The 23655-nt window shown below is 37.6% G+C and carries 21 protein-coding genes and 1 pseudogene; 16 read left to right on the forward strand and 6 right to left on the reverse strand.

Annotated elements, in window-relative coordinates; genetic code table 11:
* Positions 1–89: 89 nt before the first annotated feature.
* Positions 90–1718 carry a glucose-6-phosphate isomerase gene (gene pgi, locus H4J76_RS06885; protein WP_182217826.1) on the forward strand — a complete coding sequence of 543 codons (1629 nt, stop codon included), beginning with the start codon at positions 90–92 and terminating at the stop codon, positions 1716–1718.
* A gap of 107 nt (positions 1719–1825) precedes the next feature.
* On the opposite strand, the gene H4J76_RS06890 is transcribed toward pgi, so the two are convergent.
* Positions 1826–2146: a hypothetical protein gene (locus H4J76_RS06890; protein ID WP_182217824.1), complete on the reverse strand. Its 321-nt coding sequence runs from the start codon at positions 2144–2146 to the stop codon at positions 1826–1828.
* 238 nt (positions 2147–2384) lie between these two features.
* Here H4J76_RS06890 and H4J76_RS06895 point away from each other — a divergent pair, with 238 nt between their 5' ends.
* From H4J76_RS06895 to H4J76_RS06905, 3 genes are all read left to right on the forward strand, one after another.
* Positions 2385–3149, forward strand: a complete 765-nt coding sequence (locus tag H4J76_RS06895; RefSeq protein WP_182217822.1) for a SapC family protein — start codon at positions 2385–2387, stop codon at positions 3147–3149.
* 113 nt (positions 3150–3262) lie between these two features.
* The gene (locus tag H4J76_RS06900; protein ID WP_182217821.1) at positions 3263–3862 is read left to right on the forward strand and encodes a YjaG family protein; all 600 of its coding nucleotides are present in this window, start codon (positions 3263–3265) and stop codon (positions 3860–3862) included.
* Between the two features lie 63 nt (positions 3863–3925).
* Positions 3926–5494, forward strand: a complete 1569-nt coding sequence (locus H4J76_RS06905) for a serine hydrolase (protein WP_182222550.1) — start codon at positions 3926–3928, stop codon at positions 5492–5494.
* A gap of 62 nt (positions 5495–5556) precedes the next feature.
* Here H4J76_RS06905 and rsmD read toward each other — a convergent pair whose 3' ends face one another.
* Positions 5557–6141 carry a 16S rRNA (guanine(966)-N(2))-methyltransferase RsmD gene (rsmD, locus tag H4J76_RS06910; RefSeq protein ID WP_070375326.1) on the reverse strand — a complete coding sequence of 195 codons (585 nt, stop codon included), beginning with the start codon at positions 6139–6141 and terminating at the stop codon, positions 5557–5559.
* 338 nt (positions 6142–6479) lie between these two features.
* Between rsmD and ftsY the strand changes: the two are divergent.
* The 3 genes and pseudogenes from ftsY to ftsX all read left to right on the forward strand — a co-directional run.
* A pseudogene (gene ftsY, locus H4J76_RS06915) lies at positions 6480–7403 on the forward strand (signal recognition particle-docking protein FtsY); the annotation flags it as partial.
* A gap of 71 nt (positions 7404–7474) precedes the next feature.
* Positions 7475–8173 (forward strand): cell division ATP-binding protein FtsE, encoded by a 699-nt coding sequence (ftsE, locus tag H4J76_RS06920; protein WP_182217164.1) that lies wholly within the window; start codon positions 7475–7477, stop codon positions 8171–8173.
* Positions 8157–9143, forward strand: a complete 987-nt coding sequence (gene ftsX, locus H4J76_RS06925) for a permease-like cell division protein FtsX (protein ID WP_404842489.1) — start codon at positions 8157–8159, stop codon at positions 9141–9143. The genes ftsE and ftsX overlap by 17 nt, the downstream gene beginning before the upstream one ends.
* A gap of 21 nt (positions 9144–9164) precedes the next feature.
* Here the strand turns inward: ftsX and H4J76_RS06930 are convergent, their stop codons facing one another.
* A complete protein-coding gene (locus tag H4J76_RS06930) occupies positions 9165–10382 on the reverse strand; it encodes an EAL and HDOD domain-containing protein (RefSeq protein WP_259377124.1) in 1218 nt (405 codons plus the stop codon).
* Between the two features lie 336 nt (positions 10383–10718).
* Between H4J76_RS06930 and rpoH the strand changes: the two genes are divergently transcribed.
* On the forward strand, positions 10719–11582 hold the full coding sequence (rpoH, locus tag H4J76_RS06935) for an RNA polymerase sigma factor RpoH (RefSeq protein ID WP_182175927.1): 864 nt from the start codon (positions 10719–10721) through the stop codon (positions 11580–11582).
* A gap of 289 nt (positions 11583–11871) precedes the next feature.
* Complete coding sequence (locus H4J76_RS06940) at positions 11872–14505, forward strand: EAL domain-containing protein (RefSeq protein WP_182230306.1); 2634 nt, start codon at positions 11872–11874, stop codon at positions 14503–14505.
* A gap of 18 nt (positions 14506–14523) precedes the next feature.
* Here the strand turns inward: H4J76_RS06940 and H4J76_RS06945 are convergent, their stop codons facing one another.
* A complete protein-coding gene (locus H4J76_RS06945) occupies positions 14524–15546 on the reverse strand; it encodes a hypothetical protein (protein WP_182230307.1) in 1023 nt (340 codons plus the stop codon).
* Positions 15547–15638: 92 nt separating this feature from the next.
* On the opposite strand from H4J76_RS06945, the gene tatA reads away from it, so the two are divergent.
* The 7 genes from tatA to H4J76_RS06980 all read left to right on the forward strand — a co-directional run bounded on the left by tatA (position 15639) and on the right by H4J76_RS06980 (position 20762).
* Positions 15639–15878: a Sec-independent protein translocase subunit TatA gene (gene tatA, locus H4J76_RS06950; RefSeq protein WP_070375334.1), complete on the forward strand. Its 240-nt coding sequence runs from the start codon at positions 15639–15641 to the stop codon at positions 15876–15878.
* A gap of 3 nt (positions 15879–15881) precedes the next feature.
* Positions 15882–16301: a Sec-independent protein translocase protein TatB gene (gene tatB / locus H4J76_RS06955; protein ID WP_182230308.1), complete on the forward strand. Its 420-nt coding sequence runs from the start codon at positions 15882–15884 to the stop codon at positions 16299–16301.
* Positions 16302–16305: 4 nt separating this feature from the next.
* Positions 16306–17049, forward strand: a complete 744-nt coding sequence (gene tatC, locus H4J76_RS06960) for a twin-arginine translocase subunit TatC (protein WP_182217156.1) — start codon at positions 16306–16308, stop codon at positions 17047–17049.
* A 21-nt stretch (positions 17050–17070) separates the two neighbouring features.
* Positions 17071–17859: a TatD family hydrolase gene (locus H4J76_RS06965; protein ID WP_182221389.1), complete on the forward strand. Its 789-nt coding sequence runs from the start codon at positions 17071–17073 to the stop codon at positions 17857–17859.
* Positions 17859–18698 carry a GGDEF domain-containing protein gene (locus H4J76_RS06970; RefSeq protein WP_259377125.1) on the forward strand — a complete coding sequence of 280 codons (840 nt, stop codon included), beginning with the start codon at positions 17859–17861 and terminating at the stop codon, positions 18696–18698. The genes H4J76_RS06965 and H4J76_RS06970 overlap by 1 nt, the downstream gene beginning before the upstream one ends.
* Positions 18699–18736: 38 nt before the next feature.
* On the forward strand, positions 18737–19756 hold the full coding sequence (hemB, locus tag H4J76_RS06975) for a porphobilinogen synthase (protein ID WP_070375340.1): 1020 nt from the start codon (positions 18737–18739) through the stop codon (positions 19754–19756).
* A 154-nt stretch (positions 19757–19910) separates the two neighbouring features.
* The gene (locus tag H4J76_RS06980) at positions 19911–20762 is read left to right on the forward strand and encodes a DMT family transporter (RefSeq protein ID WP_182230309.1); all 852 of its coding nucleotides are present in this window, start codon (positions 19911–19913) and stop codon (positions 20760–20762) included.
* A 72-nt stretch (positions 20763–20834) separates the two neighbouring features.
* On the opposite strand, the gene H4J76_RS06985 is transcribed toward H4J76_RS06980, so the two are convergent.
* Positions 20835–22373: a guanosine-5'-triphosphate,3'-diphosphate pyrophosphatase gene (locus H4J76_RS06985; RefSeq protein WP_182230310.1), complete on the reverse strand. Its 1539-nt coding sequence runs from the start codon at positions 22371–22373 to the stop codon at positions 20835–20837.
* A 6-nt stretch (positions 22374–22379) separates the two neighbouring features.
* A complete protein-coding gene (gene rhlB, locus H4J76_RS06990; RefSeq protein ID WP_070375343.1) occupies positions 22380–23642 on the reverse strand; it encodes an ATP-dependent RNA helicase RhlB in 1263 nt (420 codons plus the stop codon).
* Between the last annotated feature and the right edge of the window lie 13 nt (positions 23643–23655).

The following is a 23655-nucleotide window of genomic DNA, read 5'->3' on the forward strand; positions in this document are numbered from 1 at the left end:
TTTTCGTATAAATATGACCGATAGCTAAAGGTTACGCTATCATGTGACTTTGTAGTCAGTCTCCTCTTTTAAATTAGGATATAACGGGTATGTTACCAAGCACCCCAGAGTGGAAGTCACTCGTTAATCATTATAATAAAAACGTACCGGTACAAATGCGCGATTTATTTACGCAAGATACGGAACGTTTTAATAATTTTTCACTTTCTGGCGCGGGAATAATGCTCGATTATTCGAAAAACCGCGTTACTGATGAAACCATGCACTTACTCATGAATCTGGCACAATCATCCGGTTTAGTCGATAAGCGTGCTCAGATGTTTAATGGCTCAGCGATTAATACCACTGAAAATCGTCCGGTATTACATACCGCGTTACGTAACTTTTCAGGGAACGCTGTCTATGTTGATGGTGTCGATGTGATGCCACAAATACAGACAACGCTGGCTAAGCTCGAAATTTTTGTTAATGATATTTCATCAGGTAAAAAAGTAGGCTATACCGGCAAAGCATTTACGGATGTGATTAGTATTGGCATTGGCGGGTCTTTTCTTGGACCTAAAATAATGTCAGAGGCACTAAAACCTTATCAACAAAGCCAGTTAAACGTCCATTTTATTGCGAACGTTGACGGTTGTCACATTCATGATGTGCTTGCTAAAGTCAATCCTGAAACGACGCTCTTTATTACGTCATCTAAAACATTAACTACCCAAGAAACACTGCGTAATACCCTAACAGCACGTGATTGGTTTGTTGCTACTGCCACCACCGAAAACGTTAAACATCACTTTGCCTGTGTGTCGTCTAATGTTGAGGCCGCGCAAGAATTAGGTATAGATAAAGATAATATTTTTCCGATGTGGGATTGGGTGGGAGGACGTTATTCGGTCTGGTCTGCGATTGGTTTACCCTTAGCTTTAGCGATAGGTTTTGAGCATTACCGTGACTTTTTACAAGGTGCGTTTGAAATGGATGAACATTTCACCCAGGCGCCACTTGAAAAAAACCTCCCGGTTATTTTGGCGTTATTAGGTATTTGGTACCGAAATTTTCATGGCGCGCAATCACAGGTTTTATTACCTTATTACCATTATTTACGGGGTTTACCGGCTTATATCCAACAGTTGGATATGGAGAGTAACGGAAAATCTATTTCACTTGATAATAAATCGATGTCTTATGATACTGGGCCGATCATTTGGGGAAGCGAAGGGACCAACGGTCAGCACTCGTTTCATCAACTTATTCATCAAAGCAAAACCCCTATTCCTGTTGATTTTTTGATGCCGTTATTCCCCTTTCACGAGATGGGGAATCATCATGACATGCTGGCGTCTAACTGTTTTGGTCAAAGTCAGGCCTTAATGGCGGGGCAAAGTCTCGAAGAAGTGAAAGCGGCAATGAAAAAAGCGAACTGTGATGTATCAGAGATTCAAAAGCTGTCTACACATAAAGTTATGGAGGGTAATAAACCCAGTAACACGCTTTTATTTGAAAAGTTAACACCTAAGGTGCTTGGCAGTTTAATTGCTATGTATGAGCATAAAGTGTTTGTGCAGGGGGTTATTTGGAAAGTGAACTCTTTTGATCAATGGGGGGTTGAATTAGGCAAGTCGCTGGGTAATAAAGTACTAACAAAAATAACTGACCCCAGTGAAACGCTAGATATGGATGGCTCAACGAATGCCCTTATTAAGCTTTACAGAGCTCGTTAAATGCTCAAGCTTAGCCAATAGTTGACTATTAGCGCTAGTTTTTTAGCGCTAATTTTTGCTATATTTAAGTGGGATCTATATATTTTATTATCTGCATCTATCAAAAATTAAAAAGTTTGATATTTTAAATATTCGGGATATAAAGTTAAGTAGTCGCACCAAGAACTAAAGCTACGGTATTGAAAACGTTTATCTGTGGCGGTGTACCATTTCGATTCACGAAGTGCCTGTAATCGAAATTTAATTTTGTACCCGTCGATTGCAACATAACAGGCAAGGTTTTCAGTCGTGTTGTTTTTTATTTTAACCTGTGCAAATCCGTCTAAATTACGGCCATAAATAGTTTTTGTTTTTGGCTTCGCATGGACGATATTTGTTAATAACAATATTAATACAGCAAAAAATAGGGTGATGAGTAAGTTTTTCATTAAATTTACATTATTTTCTTTAGATAATAAGGAAGTATTAGCTATTTGATATTCTTTACAAAAGTATAGCTGACTTATTGTGTAGAGTGAAAAGTGATTTAATATTTAAATAAAAAGAACATTTTTTTTTATATACCATTGAAAGCTCTCCCTATTGGCACCATAACTATTTATAACATTATATAAGCGCTAAAATTTTTAAATGAAAAGCGCATGCATTAAAGAGAAGAATATTATTATGGCTAACGTCGTTCCAGTAAGAAAAGATCAACACCAGAATTTAAAAGTTACTACTAAACGTGGCTTAGAACATATTGAGAAGCAACACATTGCTCCAATTACCGCAGCAGAATATACCAAAGCCGCTAACAGCTTTCCTATCTTCTTAGTTAAACAGCCTGAGGGCTCAAGCTTCCGCAGTATCGTTATGCTAGGACTAGAAGCTGGCGAAAACTTATACTATAAAGATGAACGTTGGACTGGTACTTACTTACCACACGGTGCATCTATGATGCCGTTTGGTTTAGGTATAGACCCAGATAAAGAAAAAACGTTAACGACTTATATCGATTTAGACAGTGCTTATGTAGGCGATGATAAAGATAATGCCTTGTTTGACGCTGAAGGTTTGGTTACCGATTTTTATAAAAACGTTCAAGAATCATTAGGCCGTTTATATGAAAATGAAACGATGACTGAACGATTCATGGTTGAATTAGCTGAAAATGATTTATTGCGAGAATTAGAATTGCATATTAATTTCAGTACCGGCGAAAATAAAAAACTGGTTGGTTTATTTGGCATTAATGAGAAAAAACTTCAGGAACTTAGCGAAGCTAAAGTTTTAGATTTCCATAAACGAGGTCTATTTATTCCTATTCATGCGATGTTAGGATCGATTGGTCAGATTAATCGTTTAGCTCAATTACGCAATCTATCTGATAGTGAGCAAAAAGTAACGGCTATTCAAATACAATTTGCTAAAGAAACTGCTGAAGCGTAATCGCTTAACGGTTTTAAAGAGAAGAGCCTTATGGCTCTTTTTTTATATCTAAATAAACGTAATGTTATATTTTGGGATATACTCATTTTTTAAACTTTTCCATGGAGAGTACAGTGGCTATTCAACTTCCTTTTTCCCATTTAAGTCAATGGCAACAGATCGCTTTTTCTGCTGCATTATTAGAGCGAATGATCCCCAATTATAAAGTTTTTTCTGAACATGCAGATTTTGGTGAATTTTCAGTATTACGTAATCAATTAGAGCTTATCTGGCAGTGGCTTGATAAAAATAATCGTTGTAAAATAAATTATGAAGCACAAATAAATAAACTGGAGCCACAAATACCCGATCCAGAAGGTTTTGATTTTTTTGGGGTATTTCCAGCCATTGATGCAACTATGGCAACAATGTCACTTTTACAGGCGATGCAAGATAAAGAGGTAGAAGGCGCTGAAATTGTCTCACGATTATCAGAGAATAGCGTAACTTATTATGTTGAACTGATGATCGCTGATCAAAGAGACGCTAATGACGACAGTGACATTACGACTAAAGAAATAGAACAACACCCATTAATGGAGTGGGAGTTTGATACGCAAAATGAGCTCTATTACGCACTAAAAGATTCTCCTGAAAATAAAGAAACCTGTATTAAAATTAAAGCGATGGTTCTTGAAGAAGGATTATCCAATTTAGGCATTGAAATTACTTAGGATGCACAATCTACTTATTAGAATAACTAAACAATTAGAATAACTAAACAATTAGGATAAAAGATGAAATTATTCCACACTATTTTGATGACGGTAGCCTATCTATTTGCCTCTTTAGCTTTTGGTAATCCTGCAAATACGCTTGAACAAAAAAATCAAAATATCGAAAAATCGATTAATAAGGCAATGAATACTTTTCAAGTGCCTGGTGTTGCTGTTGCTATTATTAAAGATAATAAAGTGGTGATGAGTAAAGGTTTCGGTTTAACTGAATATGGTAAAAATAATAAGGTTAATGGCGATACTCTTTTTGGTATTGCCTCTAACACTAAGGCGATGACCGCAGCGTTATTAGCCAATTTGGTGGATCAAGGGAAATTAACATGGCAAACAAAGGTTATTGATATACTCCCTGAATTTCAAATGCCAAACGCTTACGTGACTCGCGAGTTTACCCTACTCGATTTATTATCACACAACAGTGGTTTAGGCCTAGGTGCAGGCGACCTGATGATTTGGCCAGGTACAACGTTAACCAATAAAGATATTATTAAAGGCTTAAAGCATTTACCCGAGGTTTCAAGCTTTCGCAGTGAGTTCGCTTACGACAATTTAATGTATGTTATTGCCGGTGAGATCATCGCAAAAGTTACCGGTAAAACTTGGCAAGAAAATATTAAAGAAACTATTTTTAAGCCGTTAGGGATGAAGAATACTAAAGCAAAGTTTTCACTGATTTCAACAGACAACAAAAATGTTGCTCGTGCTCATGTTCCGTTAGATGGCAAGCTAAATGTGGTTGGTGGTAACTTCTTAGAGCAGTTTTCTTCAGCGGGATCTGTTGCCTCAAGTGTTAATGATATGTCTTTATGGCTCAAAGCGCAGTTAAACCAAGGCGTTTACGGTGATAACAAAAAACTTTTTAGTGAACGTCAAAGCCACAACATGTGGCAAATGCGAACAATATTACCGGTATCAGCTACCGCGACAAAAAATGATAAAACCCATTTTTCTGGTTATGGTCTAGGTTGGTTTTTAAATGATTATCACGGTGTAAAGTTAGTTCATCACAGTGGTGGCATTCTAGGTATGGTCTCTAAAGTTGTTTTAGTTCCAGAAGAAAACTTAGCGATGGTTATTTTAACCAATCAGCAATCGGGATATGCTTTTAATGCGATTTATCATCAAATATTAAATGAATATTTAGACTTGCCTGAAAAAGACTGGGTGGATTTCTATGCGACGATGAGTGAGCAACGAAAAAGTGCAGAAAAAAATCGTTTAGCAGAAGCCGCCAGTAATGTTGATAAAAATTCACGTCATTCTTTACCTTTAAAAGCTTATGCACAAACCTATCAAGATAATTGGTACGGTGATATTGCGATTAACTATGCAAATAATGCTTTAAGCATGCAGTTTGGTCATACACCGGCATTGCGCGGTGTATTAGAGCATTATCAACATAATACTTTTATTGTGCGCTGGGATGATAGAACCTTGGAAGCCGATGCTTTTGTTAATTTTAATCTGAATCCGGATGGTTCAATTAACGAGATAACAATGCAAGCTGTGTCGCGCGCAACCGATTTTAGCTTTGATTTTCATGACTTAAAGCTTAAACCTAAGCAGTAAGCGTTTTATTGATAATGTTAAGCTGGGGGCGTTTAAGGTTAACTCCCAGCGATAAACGAAGGTTACATTTTTTGATATAAACGATAAGCGACTTGTCCGGCTATTTTTTCTTTTAATAGTGTCCAGTTCATGGGCAGCTGTTGGTTATTTTGTTCACTTTCCATTTCTATATAAATCAATGCGTTGTCAGCCAAACTATGTTGGTCTAATCGTTTGGCCGTTTGCTCAACTAAATTTTTGCGAAAAGGCGGATCAATAAAGACAATATCAAATTTGCTGATATTTTTTTCAATGAAACTCAGCGCATCACTATTTACTATCGAGATATTAGCTGATTTCAGTAAACGTTGGTTTTCAAGTAATTGCTGAGCCGCCGCTTTGTTTAATTCTACGAAGCTAACATGGCTTGCCCCTCGTGATAATGCCTCAAAACCCAAACCACCAGAGCCAGCAAAGCAATCTAAACAGAGACTGTCTTGAATAAAAGGCATTAACCAATTAAAAACGGTTTCTTTTACCCTATCTGTGGTGGGTCTTAAACCTTCTGCCATTAAAACAGGCAGCTTTCGGCCACGGTGTGATCCGCCAATAATACGAATACTGCCTTTATTGTTAGGTTTTGCTGATTGTTTACGTTGTTTGTTCATATCTTACTCAGCTTTTGTTTTTTGTATTGTTTTTAGGTGCTACTATAGCGAGGATTTTATCCTTGTTTAGTGAACTATTGCCATCAAAATGATGGTGCAGAGAAGAATTTATTGTTATGTCAAAGAAAAAAGGTCTATTTTCCTGGTTAGGTTTGGGACGTCAGCAAGAAGAAGCTGTTGAAGAAGTTACAGATGTTGTTGAAACATCAGTAGAAACATCTGATGTTTCTGAAGAAAAAATCGCAGAGAATGTTGAAGAAATTCAAGGTGAAAGCCTTGTAATCGATGACATTGTTGTCGACAATATTCTTGCAGAGCCAGAGCCAGCAGTTAAGGCTAAGGCTGGTTTCTTTGCTCGATTAAAGCAAGGACTGACTAAAACACGCCAAAATATTGGTGGTGGAATATTTACTTTATTCAGTGGCAAAAAAATTGATGACGAGTTATTTGAAGAACTTGAAACACATTTACTGTTAGCTGATGTGGGTATTGAAACGACCACAAAAATTATTAAATCACTTACAGAGAGTGCATCACGTAAACAGCTTAAAAATGCTGAAGCTTTGTATGATTTACTCAAAGAAGAGTTAAAGAAAATTATTGAGCCAGCAAGTGTGCCCTTAGAGATTAACAATGATTCAGGTCCTTTTGTTATCTTAATGGTCGGTGTTAATGGGGTTGGAAAAACCACCACTATTGGTAAATTAGCGAAAAAATTTCAAGCTGAAGGTAAATCGGTCATGCTAGCGGCCGGTGATACGTTTAGAGCAGCGGCGGTTGAGCAATTACAAGTGTGGGGCGAGCGCAACGATATTCCTGTTATTGCCCAGCATACTGGCGCAGACAGTGCATCTGTTATTTTTGATGCGATTAGTGCCGCAAAAGCCCGTGGTGTTGATGTACTCATTGCTGATACTGCTGGCCGGCTGCAGAACAAAAGTCACTTAATGGATGAATTGAAAAAAGTTGTCCGTGTTATGAAAAAGATTGATGATAAAGCACCTCATGAGGTGATGTTAACTTTAGATGCAGGTACTGGACAGAATGCGTTAAGCCAAACAAAATTATTTAATGAAGCGGTTGGTTTGACGGGACTAACATTAACCAAGCTTGATGGTACGGCTAAAGGTGGTGTTGTGTTTGCTATTGCTGATAAAAATGCGATTCCTATCCGCTATTTAGGCGTCGGTGAAGGCATTGATGATTTACGTCCGTTTAACGGTGATGATTTTATTGATGCATTATTCACCCAAGATAGCTAAGATTTACGGTATAGTTTTGATGCCCGACTACACTATGTGAAGAATAATAAAAATAAGAGTATGGCCATTTTATGATCCACTTTAACAATGTCAGTAAAACCTATCCCGGTGGCTTTCTAGCACTTAAAAATGTTAGTTTTGAATTGGCTGCGGGGGAAATGGCATTTTTAACCGGACATTCAGGAGCGGGGAAAAGTACACTCTTAAAGCTAATGAGCTTAATGGAAAAGCCGACCAGTGGTAAAATCCAAATTAACGGTAATGAAATATCAAATATAAAGTATAAAGATATTCCTTATGCTCGCCGAAAAATAGGAATGATTTTTCAAAACCATAATCTATTAATGGACAGAACTATTTTCGATAATGTTGCATTACCTTTAGTCATTGAAGGGTATAGCCACAAGGAAACCCGAAAACGCGTGGAAGCAGCGCTAGATAAAGTCCATTTGAGCGATAAGTTACGTTGTTTTCCTAATATGTTGTCAGGTGGAGAGCAGCAGCGAGTTGGCATTGCTAGAGCATTAGTGAATAAACCATTAATCTTGCTTGCTGATGAGCCAACCGGAAACTTAGATCCTAAGCTTTCCTTAGATATTATTCGCTTGTTTGAAGAATTTAATGATTTTGGCGTTACCGTACTCATAGCTACGCATGATCTGGGGCTAATTGCTAGAATGAAATATAGAACGCTGACGCTTAAGCAAGGTTCAATGATCACCGATGGTATCGTTGAAGGTTTACAAGTTAGGCATGAAAACAATGAATAAACCTACCCGTTTTGGCCAACCTTCGCAGAAATTAAATTTTGCAGCAAAAATAACAGATAGATTAATTCGACATGTTCAACAAGCCGTAGGTAGTTTAGGCGATTTATGGCGTACTCCTTTCACCTCAATAATGACGGTTTTGGTTTTAGGTATCAGTTTAACCTTACCGGCTACGTTACATCTATTTGTTAAAAATGCTAAAGCCATCAGTGAACAGTGGGATACCGCCTCAGAAATCAGTTTGTTTTTGAAATTGTCAGTGACTGACAAAGCGGCACAAAACTTAGTTCATCGAATTGAACTTTATCCTGAGGTTGCCAAAGTTACTTACATCTCGGCAGAGCAGGCTTTACAAGAGTTTAAAACCTTATCTGGTTTTGGACAGGCGTTAGAATATTTAGATAAAAATCCCTTGCCAGCAACACTGTTAGTGACCCCAACAACGCGTGCTAGTCAAACACAGGCGGCTGGAGAGTTACTATTGAAGCTAGAAAAAGAACGAGAGGTTCAGCAAGGAAAATTAGACCTCGAATGGCTTTCTCGATTAGAAGCTATTGCTAAACTTATTGAAGATATCGTGGTAGGTATCGGTGCATTACTGTGTTTGTCTGTGGTGCTCATTATTGGCAACACTATACGCTTGGCTATTTTAAATCAAAAAGATGCGATTGCTGTGATGAAACTTGTCGGCGCGACGGATAGCTTTATTCAGCGTCCTTTTTTATATGCGGGCCTTTGGTATGGTATTTTGGGGGGTGTGGTCTCTTGGTTATGTGTGGCTCTGCTCGCTAAATATTTATCGGGAGCTCTCTCTGAATTAACCCATTTATATCAGAGTAACTTTATTATTAGTGGTTTAAGCTTTTCAGAAGCGATGACACTGATATTATTTGCCGTTATACTCGGTTTATCAGGAAGTTATATTTCAGTGCGTAAGCATATTCGTGCCATAGAGCCTACCGCTGATTAATAAAGCCTACTAAATGTCGATTTAAGTTCCACAGGCGATCATTTCGTCTGCCCATGACAGTGAGTCTTTATAAGCTTGAAAACAAAGTTCACTCTCTAAGGTAATTCTCTTAGCAATTTCTTCACCCTCTGCCCATAAGCCTTGTTCAATGTTTTTTACTAATGACAAGTAATCTCCAAGGTCACACTGCTCGCTTCTTAATGCCGATTTTATGCCTTGATGAATAGGTAATACACCTAATACATATTCTAATTCATGGTCTAAAATACCATCGATTAACGATAATATACCGGTGAGAAAAGCTTTAGGCGGATTTTCACTTTCAAAGCGGCAAAGGGCTATTTTTTCACAAAACTTAGCTCGTGCTAAAGAAAGACGCATAATTTCTGGATTTTTATCTGAGCTTAAATCTGACAGCGCAAGCAACGCGATAAATTTTTTCAGTTCAACTTGCCCTATATAAGCAAGAGCATGTTTTAACGAGGTTATTTCCTGGCTACTACCATAGGTAGGACTATTGATAAAACGCAGTAATTTATAGGTTAAGCCGGGGTCAACGGCAAAAATTTCACTGATTTTGTTAATGTTTAACTCTACTTGGCTTGCTTGGCTGATCAGTTCGAGGATGTTTTGTTTTGCCGTGGTAATTTTTCGCTGTTTTAGCATTTCTGGTTTTGCAAAAAAATAACCTTGAAAAAGTGTAAATCCCAGCATTTTTAATCGTTCAAATTGTTGTGAAGTTTCTACTTTTTCAGCTAATAGTGTTACGTTTAGTCCGGCAAGTTTTCTGACCAGCTTGCTAATTTCTAGAATAGAAAATTGTAGGACATCAATTTTGATAATGTCTATGATGGGGTAAAATGGAGCCCACTTTTCATCAAAGTCAAAATCGTCTAAGGCTAATTTATAACCCTTCTCATGAAGTGACTGGCAAGCAGCTAATAGCTCAGGGGTTACCGGAACGTCTTCTAAAATTTCTAATACCACGTTTTTGGGATCAAGGAAGCTTGGGAAGTGAAAAATCAAGGTATCAGCATGAAAGTTAATATATGCGGGTAGATCACCAGTGACTTGCTCTATGCCTAAGCTTAAATGGTTATTAGTTAGTATGTTAGATGTTGCTTGGTTAGGATCAATATCAGGAAAACTGTTACTTTTACCATCGCGAAAAAGCAATTCATAGGCAACAACATTTTGTTTAATATCTAAGATGGGTTGACGAGCAACATATGAGTACAAATTATGACCCTCTAAAATTCATTTATAAGTTACTTAAATACAATTTATAAGTTACTTAAATACATAAAGTAATAGCCACATCCTTGTTAAATTACATCTTGACACAAAAGCTAAGTTATTGTTTTGTAAGTTTTAAGTGTTTTTTTATGCTTTTATGTTAACAAATGTACACAAAAAAAGCAGATAAATTTACTAGACTGAGTTGTTTCGTCTTGTGTTGTAAGGTAATGTGTGATGCGTTGCTCGCCTACACGGTCGATGTATGCTATTATAGCGAGCTAGAAAGTTAAAAATTATTTAAGAGTTATTAAAGAGCAATAAAGAGGGGTTTTTAAAATGAGTAAACCGATACAATCAATGGCGCTAACAGTTCCACGTAGCGGTAGTATTGAATCTTACATGCAGTCTGCTTATGGCATTCCTATGCTTACTGCACAGCGTGAGAATGAACTCGCCACTCGTTTATATTCAGAAAATGATTTACAAGCGGCACAAGAGCTTATTATGTCGCATTTACGTTTTGTTATTCATGTAGCAAAAGGTTATGCAGGTTATGGTTTACCTCAAGCCGATTTAATTCAAGAAGGTAACGTTGGTTTAATGAAAGCTGTTAAGCGTTTTAACCCGGAAGTGGGTGTACGTTTAGTGTCGTTTGCTGTTCATTGGATAAAAGCTGAGATTCATGAGTTTGTGTTACGTAATTGGCGTATTGTTAAAGTGGCAACAACCAAGGCACAACGTAAATTGTTTTTTAACCTTCGTAAAAACAAAAAACGTTTAGGTTGGTTCAGTAACGACGAAATTAATAATGTTGCAGAGACTCTAGGTGTTACACCTAAAGATGTTTTAGAGATGGAATCTAGAATGAGTAATCAAGATCAGGCTTTTGAGCTGTCATCTGACGATGTTGATAATTCTGCTGGTGGAGGTTACTCTCCAGCCTTATATCTTGAAGATCATCAGTCAGATCTCGCTGTTCAGGTTGAAGATGAAGATCACTCTTCTCATGCTAATAAGCGTTTATCTAATGCCTTAGTCATTCTTGATGAACGCAGCCAAGATATTATAAGAACCCGTTGGTTAACTGAAGATAAAACGACGTTACAAGATTTAGCTAACAAGTATCATATTTCTGCAGAGCGTGTCAGACAGTTAGAAAAAAATGCCCTTAATAAACTTAAAGGCTCAATGGCTGCTTAGTTATTGGCTCATGTCTGTACCAACAAAAAAACCGATTTACGTCGGTTTTTTTATGTCTGCTTTTTGTAGACTTTCTCTTGTGAGCACTGATACTAGCTTGCTTATGTTAATCATTAACGGTCTTTTGTCTCTTTTCGGTAAATGTTGCGCAACTCGTCAATTATAGTGTACAAAAAATAGACATATACTGTATTGATCTTATCAATTCAAATAAGGTACTAGCCAAGTGATATTAATTTGGTAGACTAACCGCTTAAAAATAATACTAATAACTAACTATGGAATAGCCTTGACGGAATTAAAGGCAAAGGAAGACATTCTGGCATTACGTCAGCTTCCCAAATTAAAGTCTCTACTTAAAAAGTATCGGCAGGTTAAAACCATGCAGTCGGGTTTGTTGCAGTTGTCTGAATTGGCAAGCACAGTTACCGATATGGCAGCCTTTTATGCTGAGCTTAAATCGGTGATCAAAACATTATTAATTACCGATAGTTTTCACATCACCCTGATCAATTCAAAAGATAATCTTGAGCTTGCTCATTGTCACAACCCTGAAGAAATTCGTTTACATGATCATTTAAAAGTTGCAGATTGGCGAAAATGCTTAACAGGTATGGTTTTTGAAAATGAAAAGCCGATGCATTGCTCTGCTAAAGAGCGTTTAGCATTAGCAAAATCAGGCGATATTTTTCTTTATGGTTCATCCTGTGTTGATTGGCTTGGTGTTCCGCTTAGACGTGGCAATCAGGTTATTGGTGTTCTGGCATTACAAAGTTACGATGATAAACTTTGCTTTGATGAATATGATTGTCAGTTGCTTGAATTTATTGCCTTGCATTTAGTGACCGCTATTGATCGTGTACGTAGTCGTGAATTATTAGAAGAAAGTATTTTACTGCGTACTGAAACGCTAACCGAAATGAATAAGCAGTTACAAGTTGAAATTGCTGAGCGTAAGAAAGCGGTAAAAATGCATAAAGCCTTATTATCAATTTCAGAAATTACGGCTAATTCACAAGATATTGATTGCTTCTATCGAGCTATCCATCAAGAAATTAATACTCTATTACCCGCAAAGAACTTATATATTGCTCTGTTAGATACGGGTGATAACAAAGATAACTCTATCGTGACTTTTCCCTATTATGACGATGAAAATGTGCATACACCTTTGCCTCGAATGTTAGGTTTTGGGCTGACAGAATTAGCGATAAATGCTGTTGCACCGACATTGATCACCGAAGGTAAAGTCTTTTATTTATCTGAGCAAGGTGAAATAACGAGTGAACCGCTGACGATAGATTATCCTAAAAATAAGATGCCACAAGCATGGCTTGCTGCACCATTGATGGAAGATGGCAAGATATTCGGCATATTAGCTATTCAGCATTACCAAGATTCGCAAGCCTATCAGCAGAGTGACCTAACCTTAATACGCTTTATTAGCCAGCACGTTGATACCGCTATTTTACGTAAGCGTTCGCAAGCCGAAATAAAAAAACACCATGAAAAATTAGAAAATACGGTTAATCAACGTACCCAAGAGCTACAAGCGAGTAATTTAAATTTGCGTATGCAAATTGATGAGAGACGAAAAGCAGAAGCGCAACTTTACTATGAAGCACACCATGATGGCCTAACAAAACTGCCCAATAGAGCGATGTTTTCAGACCGATTGAGCTACTCATTACGACATTTGAAGCGTCATCCCGATCAACGCTTTGCCGTGTTATTTATCGATTTAGATCGCTTTAAAATGATTAACGATACATTGGGACACCATGCTGGAGATGAGTTTCTTATTGAGATAGCACTAAGATTACAAGACTGTGTCAGAGATAATGATATTTTAGCGCGTTTAGGGGGAGATGAATTTGTTATTTTGCTTGATTCACTACAATGTCAAGATGATATTGAAGAAGTGGCCTCACGCATTATTACCGCTGTTGCCAAACCTTTCAGTTTAGGTGGTCATACACTTTACTCGAATGCCAGTATAGGTATTGCGCAATGTAGCAGTCATTATAAGGATTCTCATGAAATTTTACGTGATGCTGATGCCGCTATGTATCAAGCGAAAAACTTAGGTCGTGGTCGTTATGTCTTTTTTGATGAAAGCATGCGAGAACAACTTATGGCAAGTATGACTTTAGAGCAAGAATTACGCGTTGCCATTACCAAGAGTCAATTTGAACTGCATTATCAGCAAATATCCAACTTAACGTTAACAAATACCATTGGTTTTGAAGCTTTATTACGTTGGCAGCATCCAACTAAAGGCTTACTAACGCCAAGTGAATTTTTATATATGGCCGAAGAAACCGGCATGATATTAGACATCGAAGCTTGGGTTATTAAAGAAGTTAGTCAACAATTAAAAAGCTGGCAACAAAATACCGAGTATTTTAATGCTTTTATTGGTATTAACTTATCGGGACGTCACTTAGTTCAAGCGAATCAGCTCAATAAGCTGATCAAGCAAATTAAAGACGCAGGTATAGAGCCTCATCGTTTAATTCTTGAATTTAATGAATCTGCATTTGCTCAACAAAGTGAATTAGCCCTGAAGAACTTACGTCGATTAAAAGAATTTGGGGTTAAACTCGCTCTAGATGATTACGGCGCGGGTTCATCGTCATTAAATTTCTTACACAACTACCCGTTTGAATTTATCAAATTAGACAGAAGTTTTGTTCGTACGCTAAATACTAATAATAAAAATTTATCGTTAGTTAAGGCTTTGCATGATTTGGGCAGTAACTTTGGCTACCATTTAGTCGCTGAAGGAATCGAGTCAGAGGAAATGTTGAAAAAGTTACAGAACGCCGGTTGTGAATTTGGTCAGGGCTTTCATATTAGTCGACCGATAAAAATGCCACGTATAATAACCGAAAGTGAGGTTATAGTTAAAGTTAGCGCCTAATTTTTCGTCAACAATTAATTATATTTTACTAAAAAAACCTTCTATGCGTAATGCAATTCCGGGTGTGGTGGTGTAATTATCCTCTTTTGACCACTCTAAAAATGGTTCTACTTCAAAAAACAACCATTTTTCTAGTGCATTGAATCGATAACGATAACTCAGCGTATATTTGTCGGTAAAAAAACCATATTGACCATTACGCTCACCTTCAACTTGTAAACCAACAACGGAGGCCGTTGTTGAATCTAATTGATTTAATTGATAAAAGCCGTGTTTCCATCGAATGCCACTAAATGATTCAGAGCCGCGAATAGTATAATTGATCCTATATTGTGATTTTTCATTATATTGATAATTATATTCAAGAAATAACTTAGCTCCAAGACCGTCGCCTAAAAAGTAATAGGTTGAAGGTTCAACTTTAAAACCATGCTTTTCATTGAAGGTATACAACTTGCGCTTACGTATTTTTACAAAAATATCGCCGCCTGAAATTCCTAATCGAGTATCAACTAAGCTATCGCTCTTCTTTTTAACCACATAACGTAAGGCAGCGGCGAAGCTTTCTTCATTTATTTCTGGGCGAGTACCAATACCATCGAGGGGTAACTGGCCGTCTTCAACGTCATCTTCATCGGAAAGAATCAAGCTCATCTTATCTTTAAAGTGAGGTAACTTTACTTTTAATCGAAAACGAGAGTCAAGCTCCGCCAAATGACGTGCTTTGGGTATCCAGCCAAAACGTATTTTGGCTGTTGCTTTGGGTTCAATTTGTTGGCTATCTATATCGGTAAAAAAACTATCGAACCAAGTCGCTGATTGATAAACGGAATTAGCGATGGTGTCGTGTACCTCTTGCCCCCAGTCATCGGACACAAGTGTGGGTACAACATGCCTTTGTGGATGTTTGATAGGTTTTACTATTTGCTTTTCAGTGTCACTGTCCATGTTTTGATCTTGTTTAGCATTACTCTGAAAAGTAGTGAAAGTAATGCTGATCATCAACAAGCAACTCAGATAAATAAGGTGCTTTTTCTGCAAAGTTTGTCCTATCGCATTATTTTGTCTATCAAAGGATGATTTTTCATTTTAAAACTTTATAATGAATCCATTCTAAATAATAGGGGTTTATCATGGGAAATATGGGTATTTGGCAATTATTAATTGTTGCGGTTATTATAGTGTTGTTATTTGGCACAAAAAAATTACGTAATCTAGGTGGCGATTTAGGCTCTGCGGTTAAAGGTTTTAAAAATGCTATGACAGATAGTAACGCTAAAAAGGAAGAAGAAAGTGCAGAAAATATTGCTGATAAGTCTGTTACTACCGACACCGAAGATAAAGTAAAAACAAAAGAAAAAGATCAGGCGTAAGCGATGTTTGATATTGGCTTTTGGGAGCTGTCGCTGATTGCGATAATAGGTATGATCGTTTTAGGTCCAGAACGTTTACCTGTTGCTATTAGAACGGTGCGCGGTTGGATAAGTGGTGTTCGTAAATTTAGTGATAGTGTAAAAACCGAGCTTACCGAAGAATTACGCATACAAGAATTACATGCTAATTTGAAAAAAGCTGAACAAGCGGATATGAAAAATCTATCACCTGAGATTGCTGAATCATTAAAAACATTACAAGAAGCTGCTGAGATGGTCAATCGTCCTTATCAACTCGATAAAGAGCCTGAAAAAGTTGACTCACAAAGTATTGTCTCAGAAAATATTGGAAAAAATGATAAGGTGACTGAAGAAGCAGCAGTCACTGCTAACCTTTCATCTTCACAAGAAAATAAAAAGTAACACCATGAATCCATCTCCAGCAAGTAGTTATACTTTATTTGATCATTTACTCGAATTACGCAGCCGATTGTTGAACGTTGTGGTGGGCGTTTTGGTTGTCTTTTTAGGCTTATTCTATTTCGCTAATGAAATTTATGAATATGTTTCCAAACCCTTAATGGAAACCTTACCTGAAGGGGGGCAAATGATCGCAACCGATGTTGCCTCTTCTTTCTTTGCTCCTTTTAAATTAACCATGGTACTTTCTATTTTTATTGCCATGCCCTTTATTCTTTATCAAATTTGGGCCTTTGTTGCGCCTGGCTTATACAAGAATGAAAAACGCTTAGTTATTCCACTGATGTTCGGCAGCACCTTGCTATTTTATGGTGGTATTGCTTTTGTCTATTATGTGGTTTTCCCAATAATTTTTGCTTTTTTTACTTCTGTAGCTCCTGAAGGGGTAAATATTGCCACCGACATTACCAGTTATTTAGATTTTGTTCTAAAATTATTCTTTGCCTTTGGGATTGTTTTTGAAATACCCATTGTTATTATTTTACTGTGTTGGACCGGTTTTACCGATCCCGACAGTTTGCGTGCAAAAAGACCCTATGTTGTTGTTGGTGCGTTTGTGGTTGGCATGTTGTTAACACCGCCTGATATTATTTCACAAACATTATTGGCCGTACCCATGCTGTTATTATTTGAATTAGGCGTTTTTATAGCGTCTATTTACCAGAAAAAAAACGAATCTGAAGAAGCTTAGTTTGATGAAACTGGATAGCTAATGATCGATATTGGCGTTAATTTAACAAATACTCGTTTTGATAAAGACCGTGATGAATTAATCGCGCGGGCTAAATCTGCTGGTATCAGGGCTATGTTGGTTACCGGAACTAATATCTCTGAAAGTCATAAAGCTTTACAATTATCTGCACAATATCCTGATTATCTTTATACCACAGCGGGTATACATCCCCATGATGCCGATAATGTCAGTGATAACTATTTAGATGACATTCGATTATTAGCTAAAAATAAAGCGGTAAAAGCGATTGGTGAATGTGGTTTAGATTTTAACCGTAATTTTTCTACGCCAAAGCAACAAGAAAAAGTGTTTGCTGAACAAATATCATTAGCTGCAGAACTTCAATTACCACTTTTTTTACATCAACGGGATGCTTTCCCTGTCTGGTTTCAATTACTATCTCCTTACTTAACCGCTGTGCCCGCTATGGTTTCTCATTGCTTTACCGGTAATGAAAATGAGTTAAATCAATGCTTATCAGCTGGTATGTATATTGGTATTACCGGATGGGTGTGTGACGAACGTCGTGGAGAACCATTACAAGCGCTTATTCCATCAATCCCATTAGATAGGTTAATGATTGAAACAGATGCGCCATATTTAACACCTAGAAGCATTAAGCCTAAACCCAAAAGCAGTCGCAATGAACCAAGCTATTTACCTTACGTCATAGAAAAGCTCGCCCAATTGTACCAATGCCATAGCGACGACATTATTAATGCCACCAGTGAAAATGCGCGAAAAGTTTTCAACTTAGGTGAGCGTTAATGATCTCACTCTTTAATCGGTCAACTTCTTACCTTTTTATTGTTGCAATATTAGTGATGATTTTATCGATAATTCAGTTAGTTGTGCAATTTTCATCGCTGACCTTATTGTTATTAATTATGGCTCTCTTTATGGCGTTGTTAGTCTTTTCACAAGAAAAAAACACTAAAAACGCTCTTGCTAGCAATGCAACAGATCAGCACGTTGAAAATGAAGTTCAAGATAACGATGAGCTTGAAAGTAAAGTACAAGAGCGTACTTTAGAGCTCAATATTGCTTTGCAAGAACTCGAAGAAGTTAATAAAGAGTTAGAAGAAAAGAATACGTTAGACGACCTTACCGGTTTGTATAACCGGAGATTTTATGATCAAAAAATACTCGCTGAATATCGACGTAGTCGCCGTAACTTAACGCCCTTGAGCTTAGTGATTCTTGACATCGATCATTTTAAAAAAGTAAATGATACTTATGGTCACTTAGCCGGTGATGAATGTTTAATCATAGTGGCTGCTTGCATTAAAAGTTGCTTGCGAAGAAGTGCAGACATCAGTTGTCGTTATGGCGGTGAAGAATTTTGTTTAATTTTGCCTGAAACCGATAGCCAAGGGGCATTAGCACTGGCTGAAGAATTAAGGGAAAGTATTGCTAGCTGTCAGGTTAGCTACAATAACACTATCATAAGTCTAACCATTAGCTGTGGTGTTAGCACTTATTTACAACAAAAAGATGTTCAAGCCGAGCATCTCTTTGCCGCAGCAGATCAAGCCTTATATCAAGCAAAACATAATGGCCGCAATCAAGTGAGACAACAAGACTTTGTCAAAGCTAGCGATAGTTAACCGCTAACTTATCAACTTTATTTATATAGGAAAATTTTATGAGTAACGCTTTTGGGCAATTTCCTGCCCGCAGAATGCGCCGCATGCGCCGTGATGATTTTTCGCGTCGTTTAATGTCAGAAAATCAATTAACCGTTAATGATTTAATTTACCCGGTCTTTGTTCTTGATGGTGAAAATCAGCGCGAAGCTATAGCGTCTATGCCTGGCGTCGAACGTAAAAGTATTGATTTATTATTAGAAGAAGCGCAAGAACTGGTTGATTTAGGTATTCCTGCCATTGCTATATTTCCTGTCACTCCAGCAAATAAAAAGTCATTAATGGCTGAAGAAGCCTATAACCCTGAAGGGTTAGCTCAACGTACTGTTCGTGCACTAAAAGCAAAGTTTCCTGAATTAGGGGTAATAACCGATGTTGCTCTTGACCCTTTTACGACCCATGGACAAGATGGCATTCTTGGCATAAAGGGTAAAGATGAGGGTTACGTATTAAATGACATCACCAAAGAAATTTTAGTTAAGCAAGCGTTGTCTCATGCTCAAGCGGGTGCCGATGTGGTTGCCCCTTCAGATATGATGGATGGTCGTGTTGGAGCAATTCGTCAAGAATTAGAAAAACATGGTTTTGTAAACACGCGAATTTTAGCTTATTCAGCAAAGTATGCTTCTAATTATTATGGTCCTTTTCGTGATGCTGTTGGCTCTGCAAGTAACATTAAAGGCGGTAATAAATTCTCATATCAAATGGACCCAGCAAACAGTGATGAAGCATTACATGAAGTTGCTCAAGACATTGCTGAAGGTGCAGATATGGTCATGGTAAAGCCGGGTATGCCTTATTTAGATATTGTGCGCCGAGTTAAAGATACCTTTCAAGTGCCAACATATGCTTATCAGGTGAGTGGCGAATATGCAATGCACATGGCAGCCATTCAAAATGGCTGGTTAGCTGAAAAACCCTGTGTTATGGAAGGTTTACTCGCTTTTAAACGTGCGGGCGCCGATGGTATTTTAACTTACTTTGCTAAAAAAGTGGCTTACTGGTTAAAAGAACAATAATGTGAACCCCCGATCTTAAAGGGCTGATTGTAAAAATCTTAATTTGCAATGCTATAAGTAGATAGTAAAAATATATAGGCAAACGACTTATTCTATTAGCTGAGCTATTTTAGCTGGTAGAATAGCTTGTTTAATTTTACTAAATCGAGCATGAATGCCCAGTCACAAACAGTCATTATTTTCACTGCATAGTGCGGTGTTACTTTTCGCTATATCGGGTCTTTTTGCTAAGTGGCTAAATATGCCAGCCAGCCATATTGTTTTTGGTCGTGCTGCTTTTGCCGCTGTAACTATTGCGCTTTTTGTTTTACTGATAAGAAAGCAGTCTCTAAAAGTTGAAAAGTCACTACTATTGCCACTTGCTTTTACTGGTTTGGTTTTAGCTTTTCATTGGGGCAGTTTCTTTTATGCTATTCAGGTATCAAGTGTCGCAATTGGCTTGATCACTTTTGCAACTTTCCCTGTTTTTGTTAGTTTCCTCGAACCGATGTTGTTTAAAGAAAAATTCCATTATAAGGCGTTATTGCAGGCTTTACTCACGGTTGTTGGTATCTTATTTATTCTACCACTTGACCATTTAAGTGCAGGGGATATCGATGGTGTTATATGGGGAATGACATCGGCGATGAGTTTTGCTTTGTTAACACTGTTAAATCGAAAGTTTGTTGCCAAAACATCGGCTAAAAAAGTGGCCTTCTATCAAAACGCTTGTGCCACGGTATGTTTATTACCCTTAATGTTTTTATATCCGATCACCATATCTTACCAACAGTTGTCGGTATTAATTATTTTAGGTGTTCTTTTCACGGCAGTTGCTCATACATTATTTAATCATTCTCTAAAGGTGGTTAAAGCGCAAACAGCAAGTATCGCAGTAAGTTTAGAGCCTATCTACGGTTCTATAGCCGCGTATTTTCTTTTAGGTGAACAAATAACGTTCATGATGGTGATTGGTGGCAGTATTGTTATTTTTACCAATCTTTGGGCATCTAAAACCAATAGTTAATGATCACTAAATATTGATATTTAAGTGTGTTATTGAGTTTTCCAGAGCCGATATCAAACGATAAATGAATGGTTATTTAAGGGCTTCTTGAGTCTCACAAAAGATGTTAAGTGATAAATGAAGCGTTGTTAAATGGGCACTTTCTTGGAGCAGTTCGTCAGCGATGAGTGGGTGTGCAGCAAGCCAAGTCGTTGGTAAACATAAATTGATAATATCATCACCCGTACTTTTAATAATAGCGGTTTGATAATCGGGCAAAGCATCATCTTTGCGGCGTCGACATAAAATGATGGCTAAACGTAAAATAACTAACAGGTAGCTTGCTTGCTGAAAATTTACTGCCGTTTGATTTTCTAGTAAATCGACATCAATATTACCTTTGTGTAACCGGACTAAGGTGACGAGTAATTGTCGTTCAATTTGATTAAATCCTGGTAAATCAGCGTGTTGTAATATGTAGGCACCATGATGCTGATGCTGCTTAAACTCTAATAACAAACCAATTTCATGTAATTCACAGGCAGCATTCAATAATGCTAAGCTGTTTTCTTCATCTAATGACCAAGTTTCCTTATAGGTGTGAAATAAACTTGTCGCTTGTCTTTGAATTCGTACGGAATGTTGATTATCAATATGAAATTTTTCAGTGAGAGAATTAATCGTACTCTGACGGATACTCATATCTACCCTTTTAGGCAGCATGCTGTAAAGTAAACCTTCACGTAAAGCACCACTTGATAACTGAATGTTCTCAATGTTGAAGCTTTCAATGACGGCAATTAAAATAGCGACACCACTGGCTATAACGGGCGATCTTTCCTGGCTAAGCCCAGCAATCTTAATTTCACTGATGGTTTTACATTGTATTAACTGTTGTTGAATAGTCTGTAAGAAAAGCAGATTAACACCAGTACTCTTATGGTTAAATTGTTGCATTTCGGTCAGGGCTTGCATGGTGCCAGAGCCACTTAACACTAACTTCCAACCCGTTTCTTTAAAACGCTCAACCAAAGGAAATATTACTTTTTTTGCTGCAGCTATAGCAAGAGCAAAATTTTCAGCCGTTAATTTATTATCCGAGAAATAACGGCTATTAAAAGTGACACAGCCAATATCTAAGCTTTCGACTTGCTTAGTTACAAAACCATCACCTAAAATAAGCTCAGTACTTGCGCCGCCAATATCAATAACAAAGCGTTGTTTAGCACCACAACTGGTATGTGCCACCCCTAAATAAATATTTTTGGCTTCTTGTTTGCCACTGAGTAGCTTTATTTTTTGTCCCAAAATTTTATTAGCTTGTGTTAAAAACTCTTCACGATTTTTAGCAAGACGCAGGGTTGCTGTCGCGACAATACGGACGTTTTTTTGAGGAATATCTTGCAGCCGTTCAGCGAAAAAGCTTAAACATTCAAGGCCTCGAGCAATCGCGGCTTGGCTGAGTTGGTTATCTGAATTTAAACCGGAGGCTAAACGAACTTTACGTTTAACTTTATCAACCACCTGAACGCTATTAGCTAGCTGTCGGGTGATCAACATGTGAAAGCTGTTTGAACCTAAATCGATCACCGCATAAAGAGGTGTGGAAATCTCAGTATGGGTGATCGTCATAGTCGTCTAGTGGCGACGCTGGTTGTTGCCACCCGTTCTGCCACGATTTTGTCCACCATTTTGAGGCTTATGGCGACGAGGACGAGGCTTAGGAGTAGGAAAATCAGTTAATAATGCATCTTGATTATATTTACTTACCGGTAAGGCATGTTCAATATAGGTTTCGATAGGAGGTAAGTTAAAAACATAGCCTTCACATGCGAAACTAATTGCATGACCTGTTGCACCAGCACGGCCAGTACGGCCTATACGATGTACATAATCTTCACAATCATCTGGTAAATCATAATTAAAGACATGACTTACGCTAGGAATATGCAAACCGCGTGCGGCTACATCAGTGGCAACTAAGATATCTAGTTCACCGGCACTAAATTGCTCAAGAATCTTTAAACGTTTCTTCTGAGGTACATCGCCAGTTAATAAACCAACGCGGATGTTATCAATTTCTAAATGTGAATAAACTTTTTCACAAACATGTTTGGTATTGGCAAAGATGATCGCTTTTTCAGGCCATTCTTCTTCAATTAATGTTTGTAATAAAGCCATTTTATCTTCGTTAGAAGGATAAAATAATTCTTCAGAAATTCGAGTGTTTGTTTTTTGTTCTGGCGCGATTTCAACACTTTCTGGCTCATTCATGTGTTCAAATGCAAGTTCTTTTACACGAAAAGATAAGGTTGCTGAAAATAACATGCTTAAACGTGCTGTAGCGGCAGGCATACGATTAAACATATATCTGATATCTTTAATGAAGCCTAGATCAAACATACGATCGGCTTCATCAAGCACAACAACTTCGATATTGTTTAGGTTATAAATACCTTGTTTCATATAATCGAGCAAACGACCACAGGTACCAATAAGAATATCTACACCAGCTTCAAGCTCTAAGCGTTGGCTTTCATAGCCTTCACCACCATAAACTACGCCTAAGCGTAAGCCAGTGCTTTTTGCCATTTCTTTAGCATCACGGTGAATTTGTACGGCTAATTCACGTGTTGGTGCCATGATTAAGGCACGAGGTTGATTATGCTTTGGATCTGGTTTTTGTAATAAGTGATGAAAGGTTGCAGCTAAAAAGGCGATTGTTTTACCTTCGCCTGTTTGTGCTTGGCCTGCAATATCAGTACCTTTCAATAAAATGGGTAAAGATTGCTCTTGAATTGAAGTGCAATACTCAAAGCCCATAGCGTCAAGACCTGCGACAACTTTAGTGTCGAGGTTAAGTTCTGAGAACTTAGTTTCAGTTAAGTGTGTTTTATTCATGCGCACAGCTTAA

Origin of the sequence: Colwellia sp. BRX9-1, assembly GCF_014077195.1 — a bacterium.
Classification (GTDB): Bacteria; Pseudomonadota; Gammaproteobacteria; order Enterobacterales; family Alteromonadaceae; genus Colwellia_A.